14 protein-coding genes and 1 riboswitch are annotated in these 19,326 nt (G+C 51.2%); of the genes, 12 read left to right on the top strand and 2 right to left on the bottom strand.

Features of this window, described 5'->3' with window-relative positions; genetic code table 11:
* The first annotated feature begins 493 nt into the window (after window positions 1-493).
* From JUF10_RS10090 to JUF10_RS10035, 12 genes are all read left to right on the top strand, one after another.
* Window positions 494-1,144: an ABC transporter ATP-binding protein gene (locus JUF10_RS10090; RefSeq protein ID WP_203642054.1), complete on the top strand. Its 651-nt coding sequence runs from the start codon at window positions 494-496 to the stop codon at window positions 1,142-1,144.
* Window positions 1,141-1,899: an ABC transporter permease gene (locus tag JUF10_RS10085; RefSeq protein ID WP_203642053.1), complete on the top strand. Its 759-nt coding sequence runs from the start codon at window positions 1,141-1,143 to the stop codon at window positions 1,897-1,899. The genes JUF10_RS10090 and JUF10_RS10085 overlap by 4 nt, the downstream gene beginning before the upstream one ends.
* Before the next feature lie 363 nt (window positions 1,900-2,262).
* Window positions 2,263-3,099: an oxidoreductase gene (locus JUF10_RS10080; RefSeq protein WP_203642052.1), complete on the top strand. Its 837-nt coding sequence runs from the start codon at window positions 2,263-2,265 to the stop codon at window positions 3,097-3,099.
* A gap of 48 nt (window positions 3,100-3,147) precedes the next feature.
* Window positions 3,148-3,252, top strand: a riboswitch (TPP riboswitch).
* 90 nt (window positions 3,253-3,342) lie between these two features.
* Window positions 3,343-4,131: a hydroxyethylthiazole kinase gene (gene thiM / locus JUF10_RS10075; protein ID WP_203642051.1), complete on the top strand. Its 789-nt coding sequence runs from the start codon at window positions 3,343-3,345 to the stop codon at window positions 4,129-4,131.
* Between the two features lie 19 nt (window positions 4,132-4,150).
* Complete coding sequence (gene thiD / locus JUF10_RS10070; RefSeq protein ID WP_203642050.1) at window positions 4,151-4,966, top strand: bifunctional hydroxymethylpyrimidine kinase/phosphomethylpyrimidine kinase; 816 nt, start codon at window positions 4,151-4,153, stop codon at window positions 4,964-4,966.
* On the top strand, window positions 4,966-5,622 hold the full coding sequence (thiE, locus tag JUF10_RS10065; protein WP_203642049.1) for a thiamine phosphate synthase: 657 nt from the start codon (window positions 4,966-4,968) through the stop codon (window positions 5,620-5,622). The genes thiD and thiE overlap by 1 nt, the downstream gene beginning before the upstream one ends.
* A gap of 744 nt (window positions 5,623-6,366) precedes the next feature.
* The gene (locus JUF10_RS10060; protein ID WP_203642048.1) at window positions 6,367-8,292 is read left to right on the top strand and encodes an ABC transporter ATP-binding protein/permease; all 1,926 of its coding nucleotides are present in this window, start codon (window positions 6,367-6,369) and stop codon (window positions 8,290-8,292) included.
* 522 nt (window positions 8,293-8,814) lie between these two features.
* Window positions 8,815-10,425 carry a putative polysaccharide biosynthesis protein gene (locus JUF10_RS10055; RefSeq protein WP_203642047.1) on the top strand — a complete coding sequence of 537 codons (1,611 nt, stop codon included), beginning with the start codon at window positions 8,815-8,817 and terminating at the stop codon, window positions 10,423-10,425.
* Window positions 10,426-10,726: 301 nt separating this feature from the next.
* Window positions 10,727-12,553, top strand: a complete 1,827-nt coding sequence (locus tag JUF10_RS10050; protein ID WP_203642046.1) for a bifunctional metallophosphatase/5'-nucleotidase — start codon at window positions 10,727-10,729, stop codon at window positions 12,551-12,553.
* A 683-nt stretch (window positions 12,554-13,236) separates the two neighbouring features.
* A complete protein-coding gene (locus JUF10_RS10045) occupies window positions 13,237-14,535 on the top strand; it encodes a Y-family DNA polymerase (RefSeq protein ID WP_203642045.1) in 1,299 nt (432 codons plus the stop codon).
* Entirely contained in the window at window positions 14,528-14,836 is a 309-nt protein-coding gene (locus JUF10_RS10040; protein WP_203642044.1) for a hypothetical protein, read from the top strand. The genes JUF10_RS10045 and JUF10_RS10040 overlap by 8 nt, the downstream gene beginning before the upstream one ends.
* 14 nt (window positions 14,837-14,850) lie before the next feature.
* Window positions 14,851-15,228 (top strand): hypothetical protein, encoded by a 378-nt coding sequence (locus JUF10_RS10035; RefSeq protein ID WP_203642043.1) that lies wholly within the window; start codon window positions 14,851-14,853, stop codon window positions 15,226-15,228.
* Between the two features lie 225 nt (window positions 15,229-15,453).
* On the opposite strand, the gene JUF10_RS10030 is transcribed toward JUF10_RS10035, so the two are convergent.
* Together JUF10_RS10030 and JUF10_RS10025 are read right to left on the bottom strand one after the other, a co-directional pair.
* On the bottom strand, window positions 15,454-16,560 hold the full coding sequence (locus JUF10_RS10030) for a hypothetical protein (RefSeq protein ID WP_203642042.1): 1,107 nt from the start codon (window positions 16,558-16,560) through the stop codon (window positions 15,454-15,456).
* Window positions 16,561-16,748: 188 nt separating this feature from the next.
* On the bottom strand, window positions 16,749-19,325 hold the full coding sequence (locus tag JUF10_RS10025) for an FtsX-like permease family protein (protein WP_203642041.1): 2,577 nt from the start codon (window positions 19,323-19,325) through the stop codon (window positions 16,749-16,751).
* Between the last annotated feature and the right edge of the window lies 1 nt (window position 19,326).

Here is a 19,326-nt window from a genome sequence, read left to right as displayed (position 1 = left end):
TCCGATCATTGCGACCGGTGTAGCCACGGTGGTCATTGTCGCGGTTGCGGTCATTGTAGCTACGATGATCATTATCGCGGTTACGGTCGTTATAACTGCGCTGGTCGCTATTCCGATCATTGCGACCAGTGTAGCCACGGTGGTCATTGTCCCGACTATTACGGTCGTTATAACTACGGTGATCATTGTTGCGGTCACGTTGATTACTGTGGGCGCTGCGGTCGTTGCGACTGCTGTTCCCACGGGTGTTTCTGGATTCATAGTTTGCCATGTTTTCTCCTATTATTAAGTCGTTCAGTAGTTACGGTCCTGACTAGTATACCAAATTTTTCTGGTCGCGGGGGTGTTCGCGCATGTTTGCCCGTGACCTCAGCGGCTGGTGACCGTAAGAAAAAACATTTTTCTTTAAAATGAAGCCGTTTCCATAGGCAATCCTAAGCGATTTGGGTACAATGAGAACGTGTAGACGATTTTTACGGAGGAGGTAGCGGTTATGAGCTTGATCACCTTGAAAAATGTGGGATATCAGGTCGATCAGACACCTATTCTGACCGATATCAATTTAGCAATTGAGGCGCGCGAATGGGTGACAATCGCAGGACCCTCCGGTAGCGGAAAATCAACGCTGGTCCGGATCATCGCGTCACTGCTGAGTAAGACCAGTGGCGACCTAATTTTTGATGGGCAACCAATTGAGAGTTACGATCCCATCATTTACCGGCGCCGCGTTTCGTATAGTTTTCAGCAGCCGACGCTATTTGGTGATACGGTCCGGGATAACCTAGCCTTTCCCTATCAGATTCGCCAGTTGGATTTTGACGAGGCGCGGGCCATCACGGGATTAGAGTACGTGGGCCTGACGGAAAGTGATCTGAATAAGGCCGTTAATGACTTGTCCGGTGGGCAACGGCAGCGGGTCGCCCTGCTACGCAATGTCATGATTTACCCGGAAGTATTAATTCTAGATGAAGTCACAGCGGGATTGGATGCCGAAAATAAGGCGTTCGTCTGGTCGATGATCCAGCATTTCAATCAGGATGACGGGCTGACCATCATCGCCATCACCCATGATCAAGAAGAAATTGATGCGGCTAAACGGTTGATCACCATTGAAGCTGGCCGCATCGTGGGAGGAAAAGCATGAACCTTGCTGTAAATAATCAGTCGTTGGTGCTCGCTTTGGGATTGGTCATGATTGCGCTAGCTATTGGGTGGCACGAAAAATTAGGGATTGACCGTGACATGATCGTCGGGGTTGTCCGCGCCGTGATTCAGCTGTTTGTGGTCGGGTACCTGTTAAAATACGTGTTCCGCCTCAACAATGGCTGGTTGACGGCCATTCTGATCTTAATCATTATTTTCAATGCCGGCTACAACGCTAAACAGCGTAGTGACGGGATTCCACGAGCCCTGCCAATTTCCATAGGCGCCATTCTCATCAGTACGGCCGTCACGTTGGGTGTGTTGATGTTGGCGGGGGCTATTAAATTTATCCCGTCACAGATGATCCCGATTTCGGGGATGATCGCCTCCAACTCGATGGTCGCGATTGGCCTGTGTTACCGGAATTTAAACGCGCAATTTAAGCAGGAACGACAGGCTGTTCTGGAAAAGCTAGCCTTGGGGGCCGACCTGAAAGACGCCTCAAAGGAAATTTTACGTGACAGCATTAAGACTGGTATGCAGCCAACGATTGATTCCGCGAAGACCGTGGGAATCGTTAGTTTGCCGGGGATGATGTCCGGGTTGATCTTTGCCGGGGTTGACCCGGTGCGGGCGATTAAATATCAAATCATGGTGACCTTTATGCTGATGTCAGCGACCAGTATTGGCTCCGTTCTCGCCTGTTACTGGGCCTATCGCGGGTTCTACAACGAACGAAAACAGCTGACGATTTAGTGTTACCGCCTGCGGCTGCCAGACGCCATACTGTGGGGCAGACCTGGGGCCAAAGAGCGGTCCCCAGGGCGACTTGAAGCCTCAAGAAGCGAGTCTTCAAGCTCGGCCCGTGGTGTCAGCCGACTAAGAACGTCGACTAACGCCACCGACACAGTATTCTGTCTGGCATCCTCCGGCTACGATAATTGTCAGGGTGTCGTTGATTGTTTGTCGTGGAGAGCTGTTGGTGGTTTGTGTGATACTTGATTCGCTTCGGGCCTATGTTTTGGGCGTTGAACTATCAGCAATAGAGGCAATCTTAGATTGGAATTTATCAATAAGTTATTTAAAAAATAAACAGATAATTCAAGGAGGAAAATACTTATGGCACATCGAAAAGTTGCGTTGGTTACTGGGGCGTCATCCGGGATTGGGAACGCCATTGCTCGGAGTTTGCATCGGAATGGGGTCATCGTTTACGCTGGGGCACGGCGGGTCAGCCGCATGAATGACCTGGACGATTTGGGAATCACCACGTTGCCCCTAGACGTGACGGACCCGGAAAGTGTGGAGCGTGTCGTTGACCGCATCGTTAGCGAGACCGGCCGCATTGATATTCTGGTCAACAACGCCGGTTATGGGCTGATGGGGGCGTTGGAAGACGTCCCGTTATCCGAAGCACAGGACCAATTTGACGTGAACTTATTCGGTGCGGCGCGGCTGATTCAGTCCGTGTTGCCGATGATGCGCCAACAACACGCGGGGCGGATCATCAACATTACCTCCGTCGATGGCAAAGTGGCGCAACCAATGGCCAGCTGGTACGTGGCGTCTAAATTTGCCTTGGAAGGTCTGTCCGATACGCTCCGGCTGGAACTTCAGCCGCTGGGAATCGACACGGTCGTCATCGAGCCCGGTGGGATTCAGTCTGAGTGGGCCGACATTGCGGCCAGTCACTTGCAGGAAATCTCTGGTAACGGGCCCTACAAGCCAACTGCTGACCGGGCGGCAACTATCTTGCGGGCAGTTAAACGTTTCTCCAGCAAACCACAGGTGATTGCCCGATTGGTCGACCGTGCGGCCCTTTCTCGGCGGCCTAAGACCCGGTATCATGCCGGTTCTGGGAGCCAGATTCTCTATCTGCGGCGCTTCCTGTCTGATAAGACGATCGACCGGGGCTGGCGGCTAATTGGTGAAGTTGCTCAACGAATCATTGACTAATCTAAGAGTCGTTGACGTTGATGGAAAACCTGTTATGCTTGAAGTAACCAAGAACACTAGGGGTGTCCGTTAGCGGGCTGAGATGCGAGTAATCGCGATCCCTTGGAACCTGTCAAGTTCAGACTTGCGAAGGGAACGTGTCGTGGCACCCGTCTCGGGCCGCCAGTTCTATCGTGAGCTGACGGCCCGTTTTTTAGTGGCTTGGAAACGCCGGCTGACCGGCAATCATAAGGGGGATTCACCATGAAATTAGATTTGTTGAATGAGTTACGGCAGCAAAATCCAATCGTCTTTAACATCTCCAACTTTGTCACGGTCCAGGATGTGGCCAACGGGTTGAACGCGTTGGGCGCGTCACCGATCATGTCCGAAGAAGTGGCCGAAGCCGACGAACTGCTGGATATTTCCAGTGCGGTTTGCTTAAACCTAGGGGCTTTTACACAGCACCAAGTCGAGCAAATTAGAACGGTCGGTAAGCTGGCTAATGAGAAACATCGTCCTTTAGTCGTCGATCCGGTAGCGGTGGGGGCCGTTGCCTATCGAAAGCAGGTTGCTACTAAACTATTTCAGGAATTTCATCCGGATGTGATTCGTGGCAATGCCGGTGAAATTGCGGCATTAGCCGACGTATCTTGGCAGGCCAAGGGAATTGATGCCGGCGAGGGTGACGGTGACTTGGTCGCCATTGCGCAAGCTTGTGCGCAGAAATTGGCCTGCACGGTTATTTTGTCCGGTCCAACCGACGTCATTACCGACGGCACGCGGACGGTCAAGGTCATGAACGGCACGCCGCTCTTTCAGGTCCACGTGGGTTCCGGCGACATGTTATCAAGCATCGTTGCGGCATTCTGCGCGGTTGAAGACGACTATTTTGAAGCAGCCCAAACGGCTTGTCTGGTCTTTGCGGCCATTGGCGAGCTGATCACGAAAAAAACGCCGAATCTAGCTGCGGGGAGTTTTACAGTGCAGCTACTGGACGCATTACAACTGACCACGGTCGATGAGATTAAAACGGTGGCAGCGTATGAATAGGTAGAAGGGATGAGACAATATGGCAAATGAATTTCCACAGACCTTAACGATAGCGGGAACCGATAGCGGTGGTGGCGCCGGCGTCATGGCGGACTTAAAGACCATGCAGGAACGCAACGTCTTCGGCACGGCAGTTATCGTTGCGGTGACCGCACAAAATACACTCGGCGTGCAGGACTTTATGGCCCTGCCGCAAAAGCTGATCGATGAACAATTCGCGTCGTTAGCGGCCGATTTAAAAATTCGGGCGTGCAAGACCGGGATGTTGGCGGATGCCGAGCACGTGCACGGGGTCGTGGAGAATTTAAAACGTTACGATTTTGGCCCATTAACGGTCGATCCCGTAATGATTGCCAAGGGTGGCGCGGCACTATTGGCTGACGACGCCGTGGAAACGGTGCGCAACGAATTGGTGCCCCTAGCAGATGTATTGACGCCAAATTTACCTGAAGCAGAGCGACTAACGGGCCAAGAAATCACGTCCGCAGTCGGCATGGAACAAGCGGCCGTGGCCTTGCAAGACTTGGGGGCCAGCAACGTTGTCATCAAGGGCGGTCATGAAGCCACGCCAGATCAGGCCAGCGACTTTGTTTTGCTGGCAGATGGCCGGTCGTTTTGGCTGACGGCACCCCGGGTCGACACGGTGCGGACACACGGGACGGGCGATACCTTGTCCTCGTGTATCACGGCTGAGATTGCGAAGGGGGCGGATGTTGAGTCGGCCATTCGCGTGGCCAAAGACTACGTGACGGCGGCTATCGCCAACCCAATCGCAGTCGGCAATGGTCATGGACCATTAAACCATTGGGCTTATCGTCAAGGAGGCGCTGAATAATGTCAGTGACATTTGAATCAGGATTACTACGTGCGTATTTCGTTGCGGGGAGCCAAGATGTTCCCGGCCGTGACTTGCGTGACGTATTGGCAACGATGTTAAAGGCCGGCATCACGGCTTATCAATTTCGGGACAAGGGTGCCAGTCGATTGACCGCGGATGAACGCTTGGCGTTGGGCCGCGATTTGCGGGCACAATGTCGTGCGGCCAGCGTGCCATTTATTGTGGATGACGATGTCGACATGGCGTTGGCTTTACACGCCGATGGCATTCACGTAGGGCAAAGCGATGAGGGCGTTCAACGCGTGATCGATGCGGTCGCCGGGCAAAACCTTTTTGTTGGTTTGTCCTGCTCAACGGCCGTAGAAGTCGCCGCGGCCAACCAGGTTAGCGGCATCGACTACTTGGGCAGTGGTCCCATCTATCCGACCACGTCCAAGGATGACGCTGACCCGGTGATTGGGACGGCGGGACTGGCAAAATTAGTCGACCAAGCCAACGTGCCCATCGTGGCAATCGGTGGCGTGACCGTGGAGTCACTGCCAGCGATTGCGCAGACGGGTGCGGCCGGTGTGGCAGTTATTACGTTATTGACCAACAGCGTGCAACCGGCAGCGGACGTGACGGCGATGCAGCGGGCATTTCAACAAGCGTAGTATGGTCCGCACTGCGGCTGCCAGGGATTCCGCCTGCTGTGGGGACGCTTCAGGCTGGAAGAACACCAGTCTTCTCGCTCGCTTTTAAGCCGCGAAAAACGCGCGTCTTAAAAGTCGCCCATGGTCTAGGCTAGCAAAGGACGCCAGCCAATACCATTACCACGGCCGGCTACATCCCTGGCCTCCTCCGGCTCAGATTGTGTTTTATCGCAACAACTGCTGAAAGTTGTGTGGACTCAACGGCTTTGGTTCAACGGATAACGATTTTACGCTCATCCTCCGAGTCGACAGAAAGTCACCGTGTAAGCCGAGAGGTCGCCAGATATGGGCTCAGGCGCGTCGTTCTGCTTAGTTGACGGTGATCTCCCGTCGGCTTAGCAGAAGACCAACCTTGTAGACTCGCGGTTTTCGAGGCTTCAAGTTGTGTCCGCACCGTTCCAGCTCATATATGACGGCCGGTAAGGCGAAGGATGGACTAGGTTGCCTAATTTTCACGGTAATATCGTTGTTATGCTGGGCTTAAACAGCATTTAGATACTTTCAACCTTTAGTTAGCATTAATTTAAAAGCATTCTGAGAGCTATCTGCAAGTTGGATAGCTCTTTTTGAATGATAGCTTAATTTGACCGCCAAAGACGCCTAATCAAGTCGCCAAAGTAACGAAGAATTTATAGGGTGAAGGACTTGTCGCATAGGCCTAAAAGGGGTATTCTTCAAGGCATACCGGTTATGAGGAGGAAGTCTATGAGCTTTTTAGAGTTAAGGGATATTCATAAGTCTTACTACATGAATAAGACGGCGTTCCCCGTATTAAAGGGAATCGACCTGCAGTTCGAGCGTGGTGAGTTCGTTTCTATTTTGGGGGAATCTGGTGGCGGGAAGACCACGCTGATGAACATCATCGGTGGCCTGGACGCCCAGTACGAGGGCGATGTGCTCCTGAATGGGGAGTCCGTCCGCAACATTTCGGCAAAGAAACTCGATGCCTTTCGTCGACAAACGATTGGCTTTATTTTCCAAAACTTCAACTTAATTAGTCACCTGAGCATTCTGGACAACGTGCTAGTTTCGCTACAGATGACCGGACTGAGTCACAAGGAACAGCACGACCGGGCCGTGAAATTATTGGCACAGGTGGGCTTGAAGGAGCATATCCACAAGCACCCGAACCAATTGTCTGGTGGGCAAAAGCAACGGGTCGCCATTGCCCGGGCGCTGGCGTCTGATCCCGATATTATCATTGCTGATGAACCGACTGGTGCGCTGGATTCACAGAATACCAAGGAAATTCTGGCGTTGATGGATGAGATTGCGGCCGACGGTAAATTGGTTATCTGTGTGACCCACTCCCAAGAGGTCGCTGACCACGGGACGCGAATCGTGCACATGGAAGATGGGGTCATTGATCACGATACCCAGCTCAAACCAGCCTTTCCCGTGAAGGACCACAGCGTGTTGCCATCCAAGCACCTGAGCTTTACGGCGATGGTCAAGATGGCGTTGAAACACATGCGCTACAATCTGAAACGGAACCTGTTGATCATCTTTGGCGCGTCGATTGGGATCTTCAGTGTGATTCTGATGCTGGGACTCGGCCGGGGAGTTAAGGGCTACATCAACCACGAAATTTACTCGCAGATCAAGCCGACCGCGGTGCAGGTGGCCCAGAACACGGATAGTCAAAATGCCGCGAAACTTGAGATGGGGCAGTCAGATGTGGCCCGCATCAAGAAGGTCAGTCACGTGAAGAAAGTCGAGCTCGGCTACTATGGGCAAGGCGTTCAGGTTCAACGTGGTGGGACTTCCGCGACCTCTTCTGTTTTCCAAACGATGACTGACCAAATGTTGGCCAAGAGTGTGAAGAAGGGGACCAAGGCCAAGACGGGCGAAGTGATGTTGTCCAAGGCCTTTGCCAAAAAATTCAACAAGCAACATCCGTACCAATTGATCGGCAAGAAGGTCAAGGTGTCCATTACGGGCATGAATAGCAAGCATCTTCCCGTTGTGATGACGAAGTCGCTGACGGTCAGTGGGATTACCGATGATAGTTCGGGTCAACTCCAGACCAATTTACAAACGATTCGCAACATGTACAGCAGTAAAAAGTTGACCTTCAGAGCAAACTTTGCGACGGTCATGATCGATTCACTGAAGAACGTGACGAGTGCCCAGGATAAGATCAAGGCGCTCAAGGCGGATAACGGCAAGAAGCAGTACCAGTTAACGGGAGCGGGCGCGATTGTTTCGACGCTGAATACCTACATCCAGTTGGCGTTCTACGTCTTAGCCGCCATTGCCGGCATCTCGCTGCTGGTATCGGCCATCATGATCATCGTGGTGCTCTACATCAGCGTTTCCGAACGAACCAAGGAAATTGGGATTCTGCGGGCACTGGGAGTTCGCCGGAAAGATGTTCGCCATCTCTTCTTGTCAGAAGCCTTCTTCTTGGGGCTGTTCTCCAGTGTGCTGGCATTGATTTTCACCGAAATTGTTGCGCTGTTGGCCAATAACGTCGCCAATAAGTACATTGGCTACACGATTATTGAAATCACCAGCAACTACATGATCTTCGGTATCGTCGTCGCGGTCATCATCAGCTTACTAGCGGCCTTAGCGCCAGCGGGTCAAGCATCGAAGCTAGACCCAATCGAGTCGTTGGCTTACGAATGATGATGGAGATTTGACGCATAGCAGTTGTCAGAGATCCGGTTTGCTGTGTAAGTGGCTATTTGATGCAAAATAGTTTTCAAACCAAAAAGGAGTCGACTTGAGACAAAGGTCGGTTCCTTTTTGGCGTCAATCAAGAGAAATAACGGCGGAATTTGTCGCTAGAGTGCGTGCTCAATAATAGTTGAGTCAGGCATGGCGTTAGGTTAGAGTTTCTGGACAATCGTAGCTGAAGGCAGGCGGACACAGAACCCTATGTCGGTGGTGTTGGGCCGGTGAATTTCCGGCCTTACAGCACGGGATGCGTTTTAAGACTCATGGTTTTTGAGGCTTAAAACCAAGCCCGAAGACCGCTTTTTAGGCTTCGGGCGGTTCCCATAGGGTGGCGTGTCTGCCTGCCGAAGCGCCCATTTCCGGAATAAAGCTCAGACCAAACACGTGCATTGGTTATGTACAGCGGCTAAGGAGTGGCGTATCCTAGCTAATGATGCCTAACACTCTAGACTAGAAATGTGAGCGCAACTTATGGATAAAAAAATTATTTCAGGATCATTTTGGCTCTCATTTGGGAGCATTTTTTCGCGGATTTTAGGGGTGGTTTACCTGATTCCGTGGTTGGCGATGATTGGCTCGCCGCAACACCAAACCGTGGCGCAGGCGCTGTTCAACACGGCCTACACGCCGTACGCGTTGTTCATTGCGCTGGGGACCGCGGGTTTTCCGTCCGCGATTGCCCGGCGAGTCGCGTTCTTTAATGGTGAAGACAGTTTTATTAATTCAAAGCACATTGCGGTCGCTGGTTTTGGTTTCATGGTCGTGTCCGGGGTCATCTGTGGCGCCTTACTCTACGGCCTGGCGCCAGTCTTGGCAGCGAATAGTCCCGTTAGTTCGGTGGCCAACGCGACGATTGCAATTCGGTGCTTGGTACCGGCCATTGTGGTCTTACCGTCGATGAGTATCTTACGCGGTTGGTTTCAGGGAAATGGGGACCTCAAGCCGTTCGGGATTTCCCAATTATGGGAACAGTTTATTCGAATCATTGTTATTTTAGGTGGGACGTACTGGCTGATTGAAGTCGGTCATCAAGGTTACGTGCAGGCGGTTTTCGTGAGCGTGGCTGCGGCCTTCGTGGGGGCCATTGCGAGCTACCTATATCTGTTGGGTCACTTGTGGCGCCAGCGCGGCGAATATCGCCGATTAACGGCCCAGAGCCAGGTCGGTAAGCAACATGGCGCAGGTCACCTGTTGAAAATGATTGGCTACGAATCGATTCCGTTTGTGATCGTCGGTTCCGGTATTACCCTGAGTCAATTGGTGGATCAGTTGTTCTTTAAGCAAATTATGCAAGGATTGTTGCACCAGACGGCAGCGATGACCCAGTACGTCTTTACGATTTTCTCGGCCAATCCCAATAAGATCACCACGGTCATTGTGTCGCTGGCCATGGCGGTGGCGGAAACGTCGCTCCCATTGTTGGCCGGTAAGCTCAGTGATATCAAGGCCAACCGGACCCAGATCGGCGCGTTGCTGACGAACAATTTTCAACTCTTAACGTTTGTCCTTTTGCCGCTGGTCATCATGGTCAGTGCCTTTGCCTACCCGGTTTACGGCATCTTCTTTAACTTCGATGGTGCCGGAGCAACTTATTTGGTGGCCAACGTTTGGCAGAGCCTGGTCTTAGGACTGGCGTTGGATTTCTTGACGGTCTTACAGGCGCTGAGAATGAGCAAAAAAGCGACGACGTACCTGCTGATCGGGCTAGGGATTAAACTGGTGTTGCAGTTACCGGCAGTCTATGTTTTCCAAGGCTACGGTGCGTTGTTGACCACGGCGATTGCCTTTGGCTGGATCACGATTGCCAGCTGGCGCTTGATTCGGCGCAGCTATGCGGTTAAATTGGACGCCATTCTGCCGATCGTCAAGCTCAACTTGGTCTTTGCGGTGGCGGCCACGATACTGGTCGATGGCTGCCAATGGTTATTCGGTCACGTCTTCTTCACCGGCAAACTGTTGACGATGGGGTACGTCGGCGTGCTCGGCCTGATCACATTAGGCTTGTACGTTTGGCTCGCGAACCGCTTAGGCGTTGCGCAGTTGATTTTTAAACGGCCATTAAAGGTCGCACTTCACCGGTAGTTCGAAAAACGCTGACGATTTGGTCGCGTTTTTTTTCGGCTAAAATGGTAGCGCGTCGGAGAAATCATGAAAGTAAAACGTTCAACCCAGAGCATCGTCACGCGGGTGAAAGCCTTGCTCCCAGTTTATTTATTGACTTGTCAAACACCCCCTGAATTAGTTTTTCACGGGCACTAACCCCACCGGTGGCCGTCTTGAAATGAACCGCCAATTTTAATCCTAAAAAGCGATTGCTTGTAATGGCTTTCATTGCTACGCTGGGATTGTGCATAATTTTATCTTCCAGGGAGGCATTTTAGTTATGGGGAAACATTATTGGCGTCATATACTTATGGGAACGGTTCTAGTTCCCGCATTAATCGCGGGTGGGGTTGATTTATCAGCCAATGCCAGCACGGCAAAGGTCACGACTAAGTCCGACAACTACACCATGCCAACGGAGCAACCCGGCTACAAGTCGATTCCAAAGAAGTACAAGAAGGCCATTCCGGTTCAGGTCTTAGGCATCAATGACCTGCACGGGGGTCTGGAAACAACGGGGTCCGTGAACATTGGCTCGAGCACTTATCAGGGTGTCGGGACGGTCAACCGGTTAGCAGCCGGATTGGACCAAGCACAGCACCACTTCAAGACGGTTCAACACTCGAACAACACGTTTAGAGTTGAAGCCGGCGATATGGTCGGTGCGTCGCCAGCCAACTCAACATTGCTGGCGCACGAATCGACCATGCATGCGCTACGGTCGATGAAATTTCAAATCGGGACGTTGGGGAACCACGAGTTTGACCACGGCCTGGGTGAATTTAACCGGATTCTGACGGGCCAAAAGCCAGCCGCCACGGCGTCACAATTGATTAAGGATTACCCGCATCAAAATTCCAACATTAAATTAGTCGTTGCCAATGTGGTTAAGAAGAGCAACAATAAGCGGCCATATGGGTACAAGCCATACGTCATTAAGACGGTGAAGGCCCACGGCAAGACGGCCAAGGTCGGCTTTATCGGCATCGAAACCACCGATTTGCCAACCCTGACCTTACTCCAAAATTACCAAGACTATAAGATTTTGGACGAAGCCCAGACCATTAAAAAGTATGACCGTATCTTGAACAAGAAGGGGGTTAAGGCCGTTGTCGTCTTAGCCCACACTGGGGTTTCAACGTACGGCAAAGAGACCACTGGGACGGCCGTTGACATCTTGAAGAAGGTCAACCAGACTGATCCCAAGAACAACATTGGGCTGTACGTGGCGGGGCATTCTCACCAGTACGCAAACGCCACGGTCGGCAAGACCCACGTCGTTCAAGCCGTTTACACCGGGAAAGCTTACAACAACACACAGGGATACATCAACCCGAAGACGGGTAAGTTTATGCGGCTCGTTTCGCACGTTTACCCTGTTTTGCCCAAGACGTTAGCACCAAAGGTCAAGGACAACGCTAAGGTTTCAGCAATCGTTGCCGATGCTGACAAGCGGGTTGCGCCACAAGTTAACGCCGTGATTGGGAAGGCCGCAACTGCCGAAACCATTACGGGTCGGTTGAACAATTCGAAGACCATGGAAAATGCGGCCGGTGAATTGGTCGTTGACGGTCAACTTTACGAAGCCAACAAGGTTGGTAGCAAAGCTGACTTTGCCATGACCAACAACGGTGGGGTCCGTTCAGACCTCGTGGTTCAACCTGACAAGTCCATCACTTGGGGTGCCGCCACGGCCGTTCAACCATTTGGGAACATCCTGCAAGTCGTTTCCATGACCGGTCAACAGATCAAGGACGCGCTGAACCAACAGTACGACCAAAAGCAGCAGTACTACCTGCAAATTTCTGGCTTGAAGTACACCTACTCTGACAATCCAGCCGGTGGGGCCGACACGCCTTACAAGGTTGAACAGATCACCAAGACTAACGGCGATCCAGTCGAAATGGACGCCACTTACAATGTGGTCATCAACGACTTCCTGCATGGCGGTGGGGATGACTTCGCAGCCTTCAAGGACACCAAGATCGTGTCTTCAATTGGGACCGATACCGATACGTTCGTCAACTACATCAAGGACATGACGGGCGCAGGGACACCGGTTCAAGCACCGAAATTGGACCGAAAAGTCTACTTGGGTGCCAACTAAGGGTTTAAATTTCTCCTCCAAAGTAAGCAAAGGGTCTGAGACAAAAGTCTCAGACCCTTTTTGCGCGCCGAATGTAGATGGTCGCATTATATTTGAACGAAACGGGAGGCACTTGGCACTGATAGCTGAGCGGGGTGAGTCCAGGATTAGTCGGCTATCAGTTATCAGACTAACCAACAAACGGTGCGTTAGTTGCTGTTTCACTTTTAGTGCAATCGGTTTCAGGGATGAAACGTCAAAATATGTAAGTTGGAAAATTGTAACAAATTTAGTTGCCTGTAACCTTAATAAATTCAGGTAAATACTGAGCTAAAAGACAAAACCAGCTCGACCGCGTTTAAGTGACGGTCGGGCTGATTTTGATGTTCTAAGTTGAGGAAGCTAGTTGACTAGGGCTAACTTCACAAGTACATTCTAACACGTAACGTGGGCAAAAGCGAACCTAATCGTTTTGTTATGTTAGGGGTTTACCTAATAAACGACCTGCAATATCAAGCAACACCCAAGGGGGAGTTAGTTTAGAGAGTGACGGGTTTTGTGGGGGGACTGAAAAATGTAAATAGCGGCAAAACGGGAGGTAAGAATTGATAGTCACCGTATAAAAAAATTAATTAAAAAATTGTCTTGCAATCTCGAACAAGTGTTCGTATAATATAAACAACAGCTGAAAGGGGGTCGTCACAATGGATTATCGTCAAGAACCACATGGACTATTTTTCATGATCGATAACAAATCATTCTATGCCAGTGTTGAGAGCGTCACGCGGGGATTGAACCCGTTGCGGTCAGTCATTGTCGTCATGTCTGAGGCCGACAATACGGGAAGTGGCCTAGTTTTGGCGGCCTCACCGATGGCCAAGAAATTATTTGGTATCAGTAACGTGTCGCGGCAATATGAGGTGCCAGATGACCCCCGAATTTTAGTCGTCCCGCCGCGGATGAACCACTATATTAAAATGAACTTGGTGGTCAATCGTATCTTCCGGCAGTTTGTGGCAGACGCGGACTGTTTTCCGTATTCGATTGATGAATCAATCCTAGACATGACGCACTCTTGGCGGTTGTTTGGGGAGACACCGGAAGCCGTTGCGCGGACGATTCAACTGCGGATTCGTCACGAATTAGGCCTCTACACGACGGTCGGTATTGGCGAAAATCCAGCACAGGCCAAGTTGGCGTTAGACTTACAGGCCAAGCATGACCATGACTTGATTGGTCGGCTGACCTATGAGACCTTTCCGGAAAAAATTTGGCCAATCACCAACTTAGAGACGGTTTGGAGCATCGGCCATCGGACGGCCGCCCATTTACAGCGGCTAGGGATTCACAGTATGGAAGATTTAGCTAAAATCAATCCCTATGAGCTTCATCAAGAGATGGGCATCATTGGCGACCAACTATTTGCGTTGGCCTGGGGAATCGACCGCAGTCAGCTCCACGAACTCCGGCCGGCTAAAGAAAAGAGTTGGAGTAACTCACAAGTGTTGCCACGTAACTATAGCGTTCAAAATGAAATTGAGTTGGTTATTCGCGAGATTGGTCAGCAGGTCACATCACGGATGCGGCACCATCGCCAACAGGCGGCGTGTGTCAGTCTAGGTATCGGATTTGCTTGGGATGGCAAGTCCGGAGATGGCCGTAGTGGGATGAATCATACGCGGCGCATTGACCCGACTGACAACGCACAAACGATTATTGCGGCGCTGCTAGCTCTATTTCGTGAGCATTGGGATGGTCAGCCCGTCCGTAATATTGGGGTGGGGTTGTCACGATTAAGTGCAAACCACCAACTACAGCTAGACCTGTTTCAGGACCCGCAGCGGCAGATTAAAAATGACCAGTTTGATCGGGTCATTGATGAGTTGCGAGACCGGTTTGGCAAGACGGCGGTCATTCCAGCTAGTAGCTTGATGCCTGGAGGGACGATGGTTCGTCGGGCGGCGTTAGTCGGTGGACACAATGGGGGGAATAGTTTTGATTGATTATGAGCAGGAAGCAAAGTTGATTGGTAGTCGGTTGCAAGAACATTTCACCCCGCAGTGGCACTGTCAGTACCGCATCGACGTGGTCAACAACCAGTACGGGTCGGAGTTCAATTTCTTTTTGGATATCAAGCGCAAAAATCACCGGGAACGGTCGATTCCATTGCATAGCTTGCAAACAACGGATTTAACGGTATTGGAACAGGTGATCAATGAGGTGCGGCAACAGACCGAGCTGACGCTGAACTTCGTCGATTTTGGTCACGTTCGCTGGCCAGAAAGTCAGCGGTGGATTCGGTAAGGACGTGAAGGTCGATGCACTTAAAACGACTGCCAGATGATAAGACAGCAACGGTTTTCTTTCAACGTGATTACCAAGATCGGGGAATGTTAAAGTGGGGCGGCTTTTACTTGTCTGATCACACCAGTGCATTGGCTAAAATGCACGCGGCGGAACAGGTAGAAGCACCTTTGCCAGAACAAGCAATTGTCGAGGTGAGCCAGAAATTAGCAACGGCTTGGCACGCCAAAAAAACGGTGCATCTCCAGTTGAATGTCATGGATGATAATCAAGTCCTCAAGCTGGTGGATGGCATCGTTTGTGGCATCAACGATGACCAAATCATTATGCGGCTAGCGTCCGGGCGCTATCGCCGGTTAAGATTGGGAGAGATTCGGTGTGTGCAGTCGTAATATTGGCCGAAAAAGTTAGCAAGGGGAACGTTCCTACCGCACGACCGGTATTCGCGTTCCCCTTGTTGGAGATTGAGTTATGGTGTGTTTCTCAGGCGGGTTCTAGCTCGCCTCGGGGCAAGTATAACATTGTGCTGGTCAATTGAGCAGTTTTTCGGTAGCCAAATTTGGCAAAAAAAGGCGCCAGCCCGCGTTTTAACGGGAATGGCGTCTTGTGAAAAAGTCTTAGAAATTGTTGCTGGTCGTTTGCATGAGTTCAGCACCCCTGTTGACGAGCAGATAGCCGGCGCCGTTCGAGGTGAATTGGATACCCTCGAATTCACGTTGACCATTGAGGTTCGTGGCCTCGACTTGGCTAGGCTTCAACTTCCCCAGCTTGGAAACGGGAACGGAGGAAATACTGCTGTCGGAGACAAAGTATAACCGGTTGCGTTTCTGGTTGTAGGCCATGGCTTGAGGCTTCGTCCCTGGACGGTAACGCAGTCCTTGCATGACGAGGTGGAACTTGACGGACTTGCTGTTGATCTTCCCCTTGTAGATCTTAACGGCGCCCTTAGGTGACCAGCCACCGTTGGAGTAAGTGAAGAAGTAGGCGTTGCCGTTCTTATCAAACGTCAGGTTAGACCCCATAGTAACCGTGCTCTTCAGGGTGAAATTGATCTGCTTAACGGGTTTCAGTGAGCTCGTAGAAACCTGTTGGACGTTGGTCTTCACAGCAACGGGCTTGCCGATGAACCAGAGTTGACCGTTCTTGGGGTTCATGGCCAGCGATTGACCATGGCCGGTGTTGAAGGTTGGCCCGATTTTAACGTTGGCCATAATGGCCTTATCGGTGCTGGTCATCTTACCAACGGAGTGATCGTACGTTGCGCGGCGTAGGGCGTCCATGTGGCTCGTGCTGATACCGAATTTACTCCGCAGCGCGCCAAGATTGTAGCGAACGATCCAGCCACGGGTACTTTGACTACTCGTCGTAATCAGTTCGTAGAGGGTGTTGCCATCCTTTGACAGCACTTCGCTTTGGGGATTGCCCCAGTCAGCGGACTTGTTGTAAGTGACAGGAAGAAAGACGTTAGATTTAAATGCAACCTTCTTGCCCTTAGTGCTACTGATACTAGTAGGTGTGGTTTGGAAAATGTAGCTGTAACTTTGCTTAAACGCATAACGTGGGACAAACATGTTTTGGTTCTTAACAGTCTTGTACTGGTTTACGTTATAGTTGGCTAACGCACTCCCATGTTGTGTATACGTCTTGGCCTGAGCCAATGTAGTGGTTCCCCCGACAAACAGGGCAGCTGCGGCGAATGCCGTGAATAATGCTGCTTTTCTCATGATCAATGATTCCCCTCCGAAATATGTAATTTGAAACGGTTTACATAACTATTTAACCACAAATTAGTCATTGTGGTGCATTTAATTTCAATAAGAACAATTTAGTCGCAACAATGACGAACAAAAAAGCGTTATCTCGTTTTCAAAGGAAGACCAGATAACGCCATTTTTTTACCCAAAATACAGGGTCAATCGACCGATTGTAAGGCATCGAGCATATTTATCCGTTTCAGTTTACGGTGCATAAAGAACATGACGAAGAGGCTAAAAGCCAGCGTCAAGATGGCCGCGTAGACGTAACTGAGGGGATGAATCCCCGGTGAGAACATGAGGTTATTGGTCTCGGCCGTTTGGAGAATGTAGGTGTGGAGCCAATCTCCAAAGAAGCAGCCCACCACGATGCCCATGACGGTCAGAATCAGATTCTCACGGAAGATATACATGGTGACCTCGCCATCATAGAAGCCCAGGACTTTAATTGTCGATAGCTCCCGAATACGTTCGGAAACGTTGATATTCGTCAGGTTGTAGAGGACAACGAGGGCCAAGGCCCCAGCCGCAACGACGAAGATCAAGACGACGAGGTTCATACTATCCAGCATCTGGGAGCTAGTTTTCTTCTGGGTACTGAGAAGCGTCACATTCAACATCCCGGTGTGCTTGAGCAGGTTATTGGCAAAGGTATTCTCTTGCTTTTGATGGTGCGCGTTGAACTGGACCAGGTTCCCGTTATAGACCGGATGCTGGTCAAATAACCGTTGGTAATAGGTCGGTGAGAGGTAGATGAAATGTTCCATGTAGTTCTCGGCGATGGCTGCGACCCGGACACTTTGAGTGGGGCGGTTGCCCAATTTGATAGGGAGCTGGTCGCCGACCTTAACGTGGTAAAGCTTGGCGAGTTTCTCGTCGATAATCGCCCCGTGATTGCCGAGTTGATAGGCCCGATGAGTCTGGCGGTCACGCAGGTCGACGAATTTCTTCAGCTGTTGGGGATGCTGAGGAACACTCAGAGTGGCGGTTTGGTCGGCAACCCCGGACTTTTCCACGGTGACCTGGGCTTGCTTGAGCACGAGGTCGTTGTGGTAGAGTTTTTCCGAGTGGAGGGCTTGCCGCTGCTTAGCAGTCTGTGAGCCGTTACGCACGACGATGGCGTCGTAGTGCCAGAGCTGGTTGAATTGCTTGAGACTAATGTCGCCAATGGAATCCTTCAGGCCAAAGCCGGTGATCATCATCGCCATGCAGCCGGCAATGCCCAGTACCGTCATCAACAGGCGTTGCTTGTAGCGAAAGAGGTTCCGGAGCGTCACCTTATGATTGAAATTTAGTCGGTTCCAAAGACCGTGCCAATGTTCCAACCATAGCGTTTTACCGGCTTTGGGGGCCTTGGGCAACATCAGGGTCGCTGGCGAGCTACGCAGGTCGACCCGCAAAACGATGAGGGCACTGCCCATGGTGCAGAGGAGGGCGATGACCAATGCAATCAAAATATCCGTCCAGATATACTGCGCAGAGATCGGTGGCAAATTGTACATTGTTCCGTAGGCTTGGGCGATGAAGCGAGGGAAGAAATTGACACCAAACCTCACGCCGACTAGGGTGCCGAGGAGACTGGCTAGCCCGCCGTAGAGTAAAAATTCACTCCCAATAACGGCGTTGCTGTAGCCCAGGGCTTTCAACGTTCCCATTTGAATGCGGAGCTCAGCGACCATCCGGGTCATGGTCGTCAAACAGATCAATGCAGCGATGGCGATGAAGAAGAGTGGAAAGACCGTGGACAAGGCCACGACCCGTTGTGTGTTCTCGTGATATTCGCTATAACCGGGGTTGGCGGTGCGACTGGTGTACAGGTAAGTTGGCTGGCCAATCGCATTAATCTTTGCTTGGGTCTGTTTGATTTGGGCTTGGGCCTTTTGAAGAATAGGTGAACTGGCTGGCAATTGTTGAGCTAATTGCTGAACCTTGGCGGCTTGAGGGGCCAGTTGGGCCTTAGCCTGTTTTTGTAACTGAGCTTGGCGTTTGGCTGCTTGTGGTTTCAACCAACGCTTGAGTTTAGCAGTGTTGGCGCGATTGATTCGATTATATTTGGCCGTGTAAGGGGTCACGTGCCGCAGGTTCTTGAAGCCGACATCGATTCGACTGGCGACCGTGGCGGTCAGTGTCCCGGGCTTGACGAGTGCAAAGTAATCCAACGTTCCCTTGCCGACATTGGTGACGCCCCGGTCGGTCGTTTCCACATAACGTGGCGAATTGACGAAGCCAACAATCTTAAAAGTCCGCCGCTTGAATTGCCGGTTGAGCTGGCTCGTTGTGTCAATACGATAGGTGGTGCCTAACTTGAGCTTGGGTTGGAGCGTGCGTGCCTGCTGGTCTAAAACAATTTCGTCAGCCTTGCGGGGAAGGCGACCACTGACGAGCGCAACGCGGTTCAACTTTTGTGTCGTTGGGAGTTCGGCGACCCGCACGACTTGATTGTTGTTTAACTGATTAATGTCTAAGTAATTGACGGATTGATAGGTGAACTGACTACGATGTTGATGTAAAACGGCGAGGTCACTCTTGGTTAGGCCAGCCGTGGACTGAACGCTGTTGGTCGCTAACTTTTGTTGCGCATAATAGTTGGTTGCGGCCTGGGACATGTCGGGACCCGTTGCGCGAATCCCAGTGTAAAAGGCCACGCCGAGAAAGATGATCAACATGATCGAGAAGAAACGGGCCTTAGAGTGGCCGATTTCACGAAAAAGGACTTTCCAAAATGAATTTGTCATG

The sequence above is a fragment of the Levilactobacillus andaensis genome, from assembly GCF_016861695.1.
In the GTDB taxonomy this organism is placed as follows: Bacteria; Bacillota; Bacilli; order Lactobacillales; family Lactobacillaceae; genus Levilactobacillus; species Levilactobacillus andaensis.
This window is presented reverse-complemented; position numbering and strand designations above follow the sequence as displayed.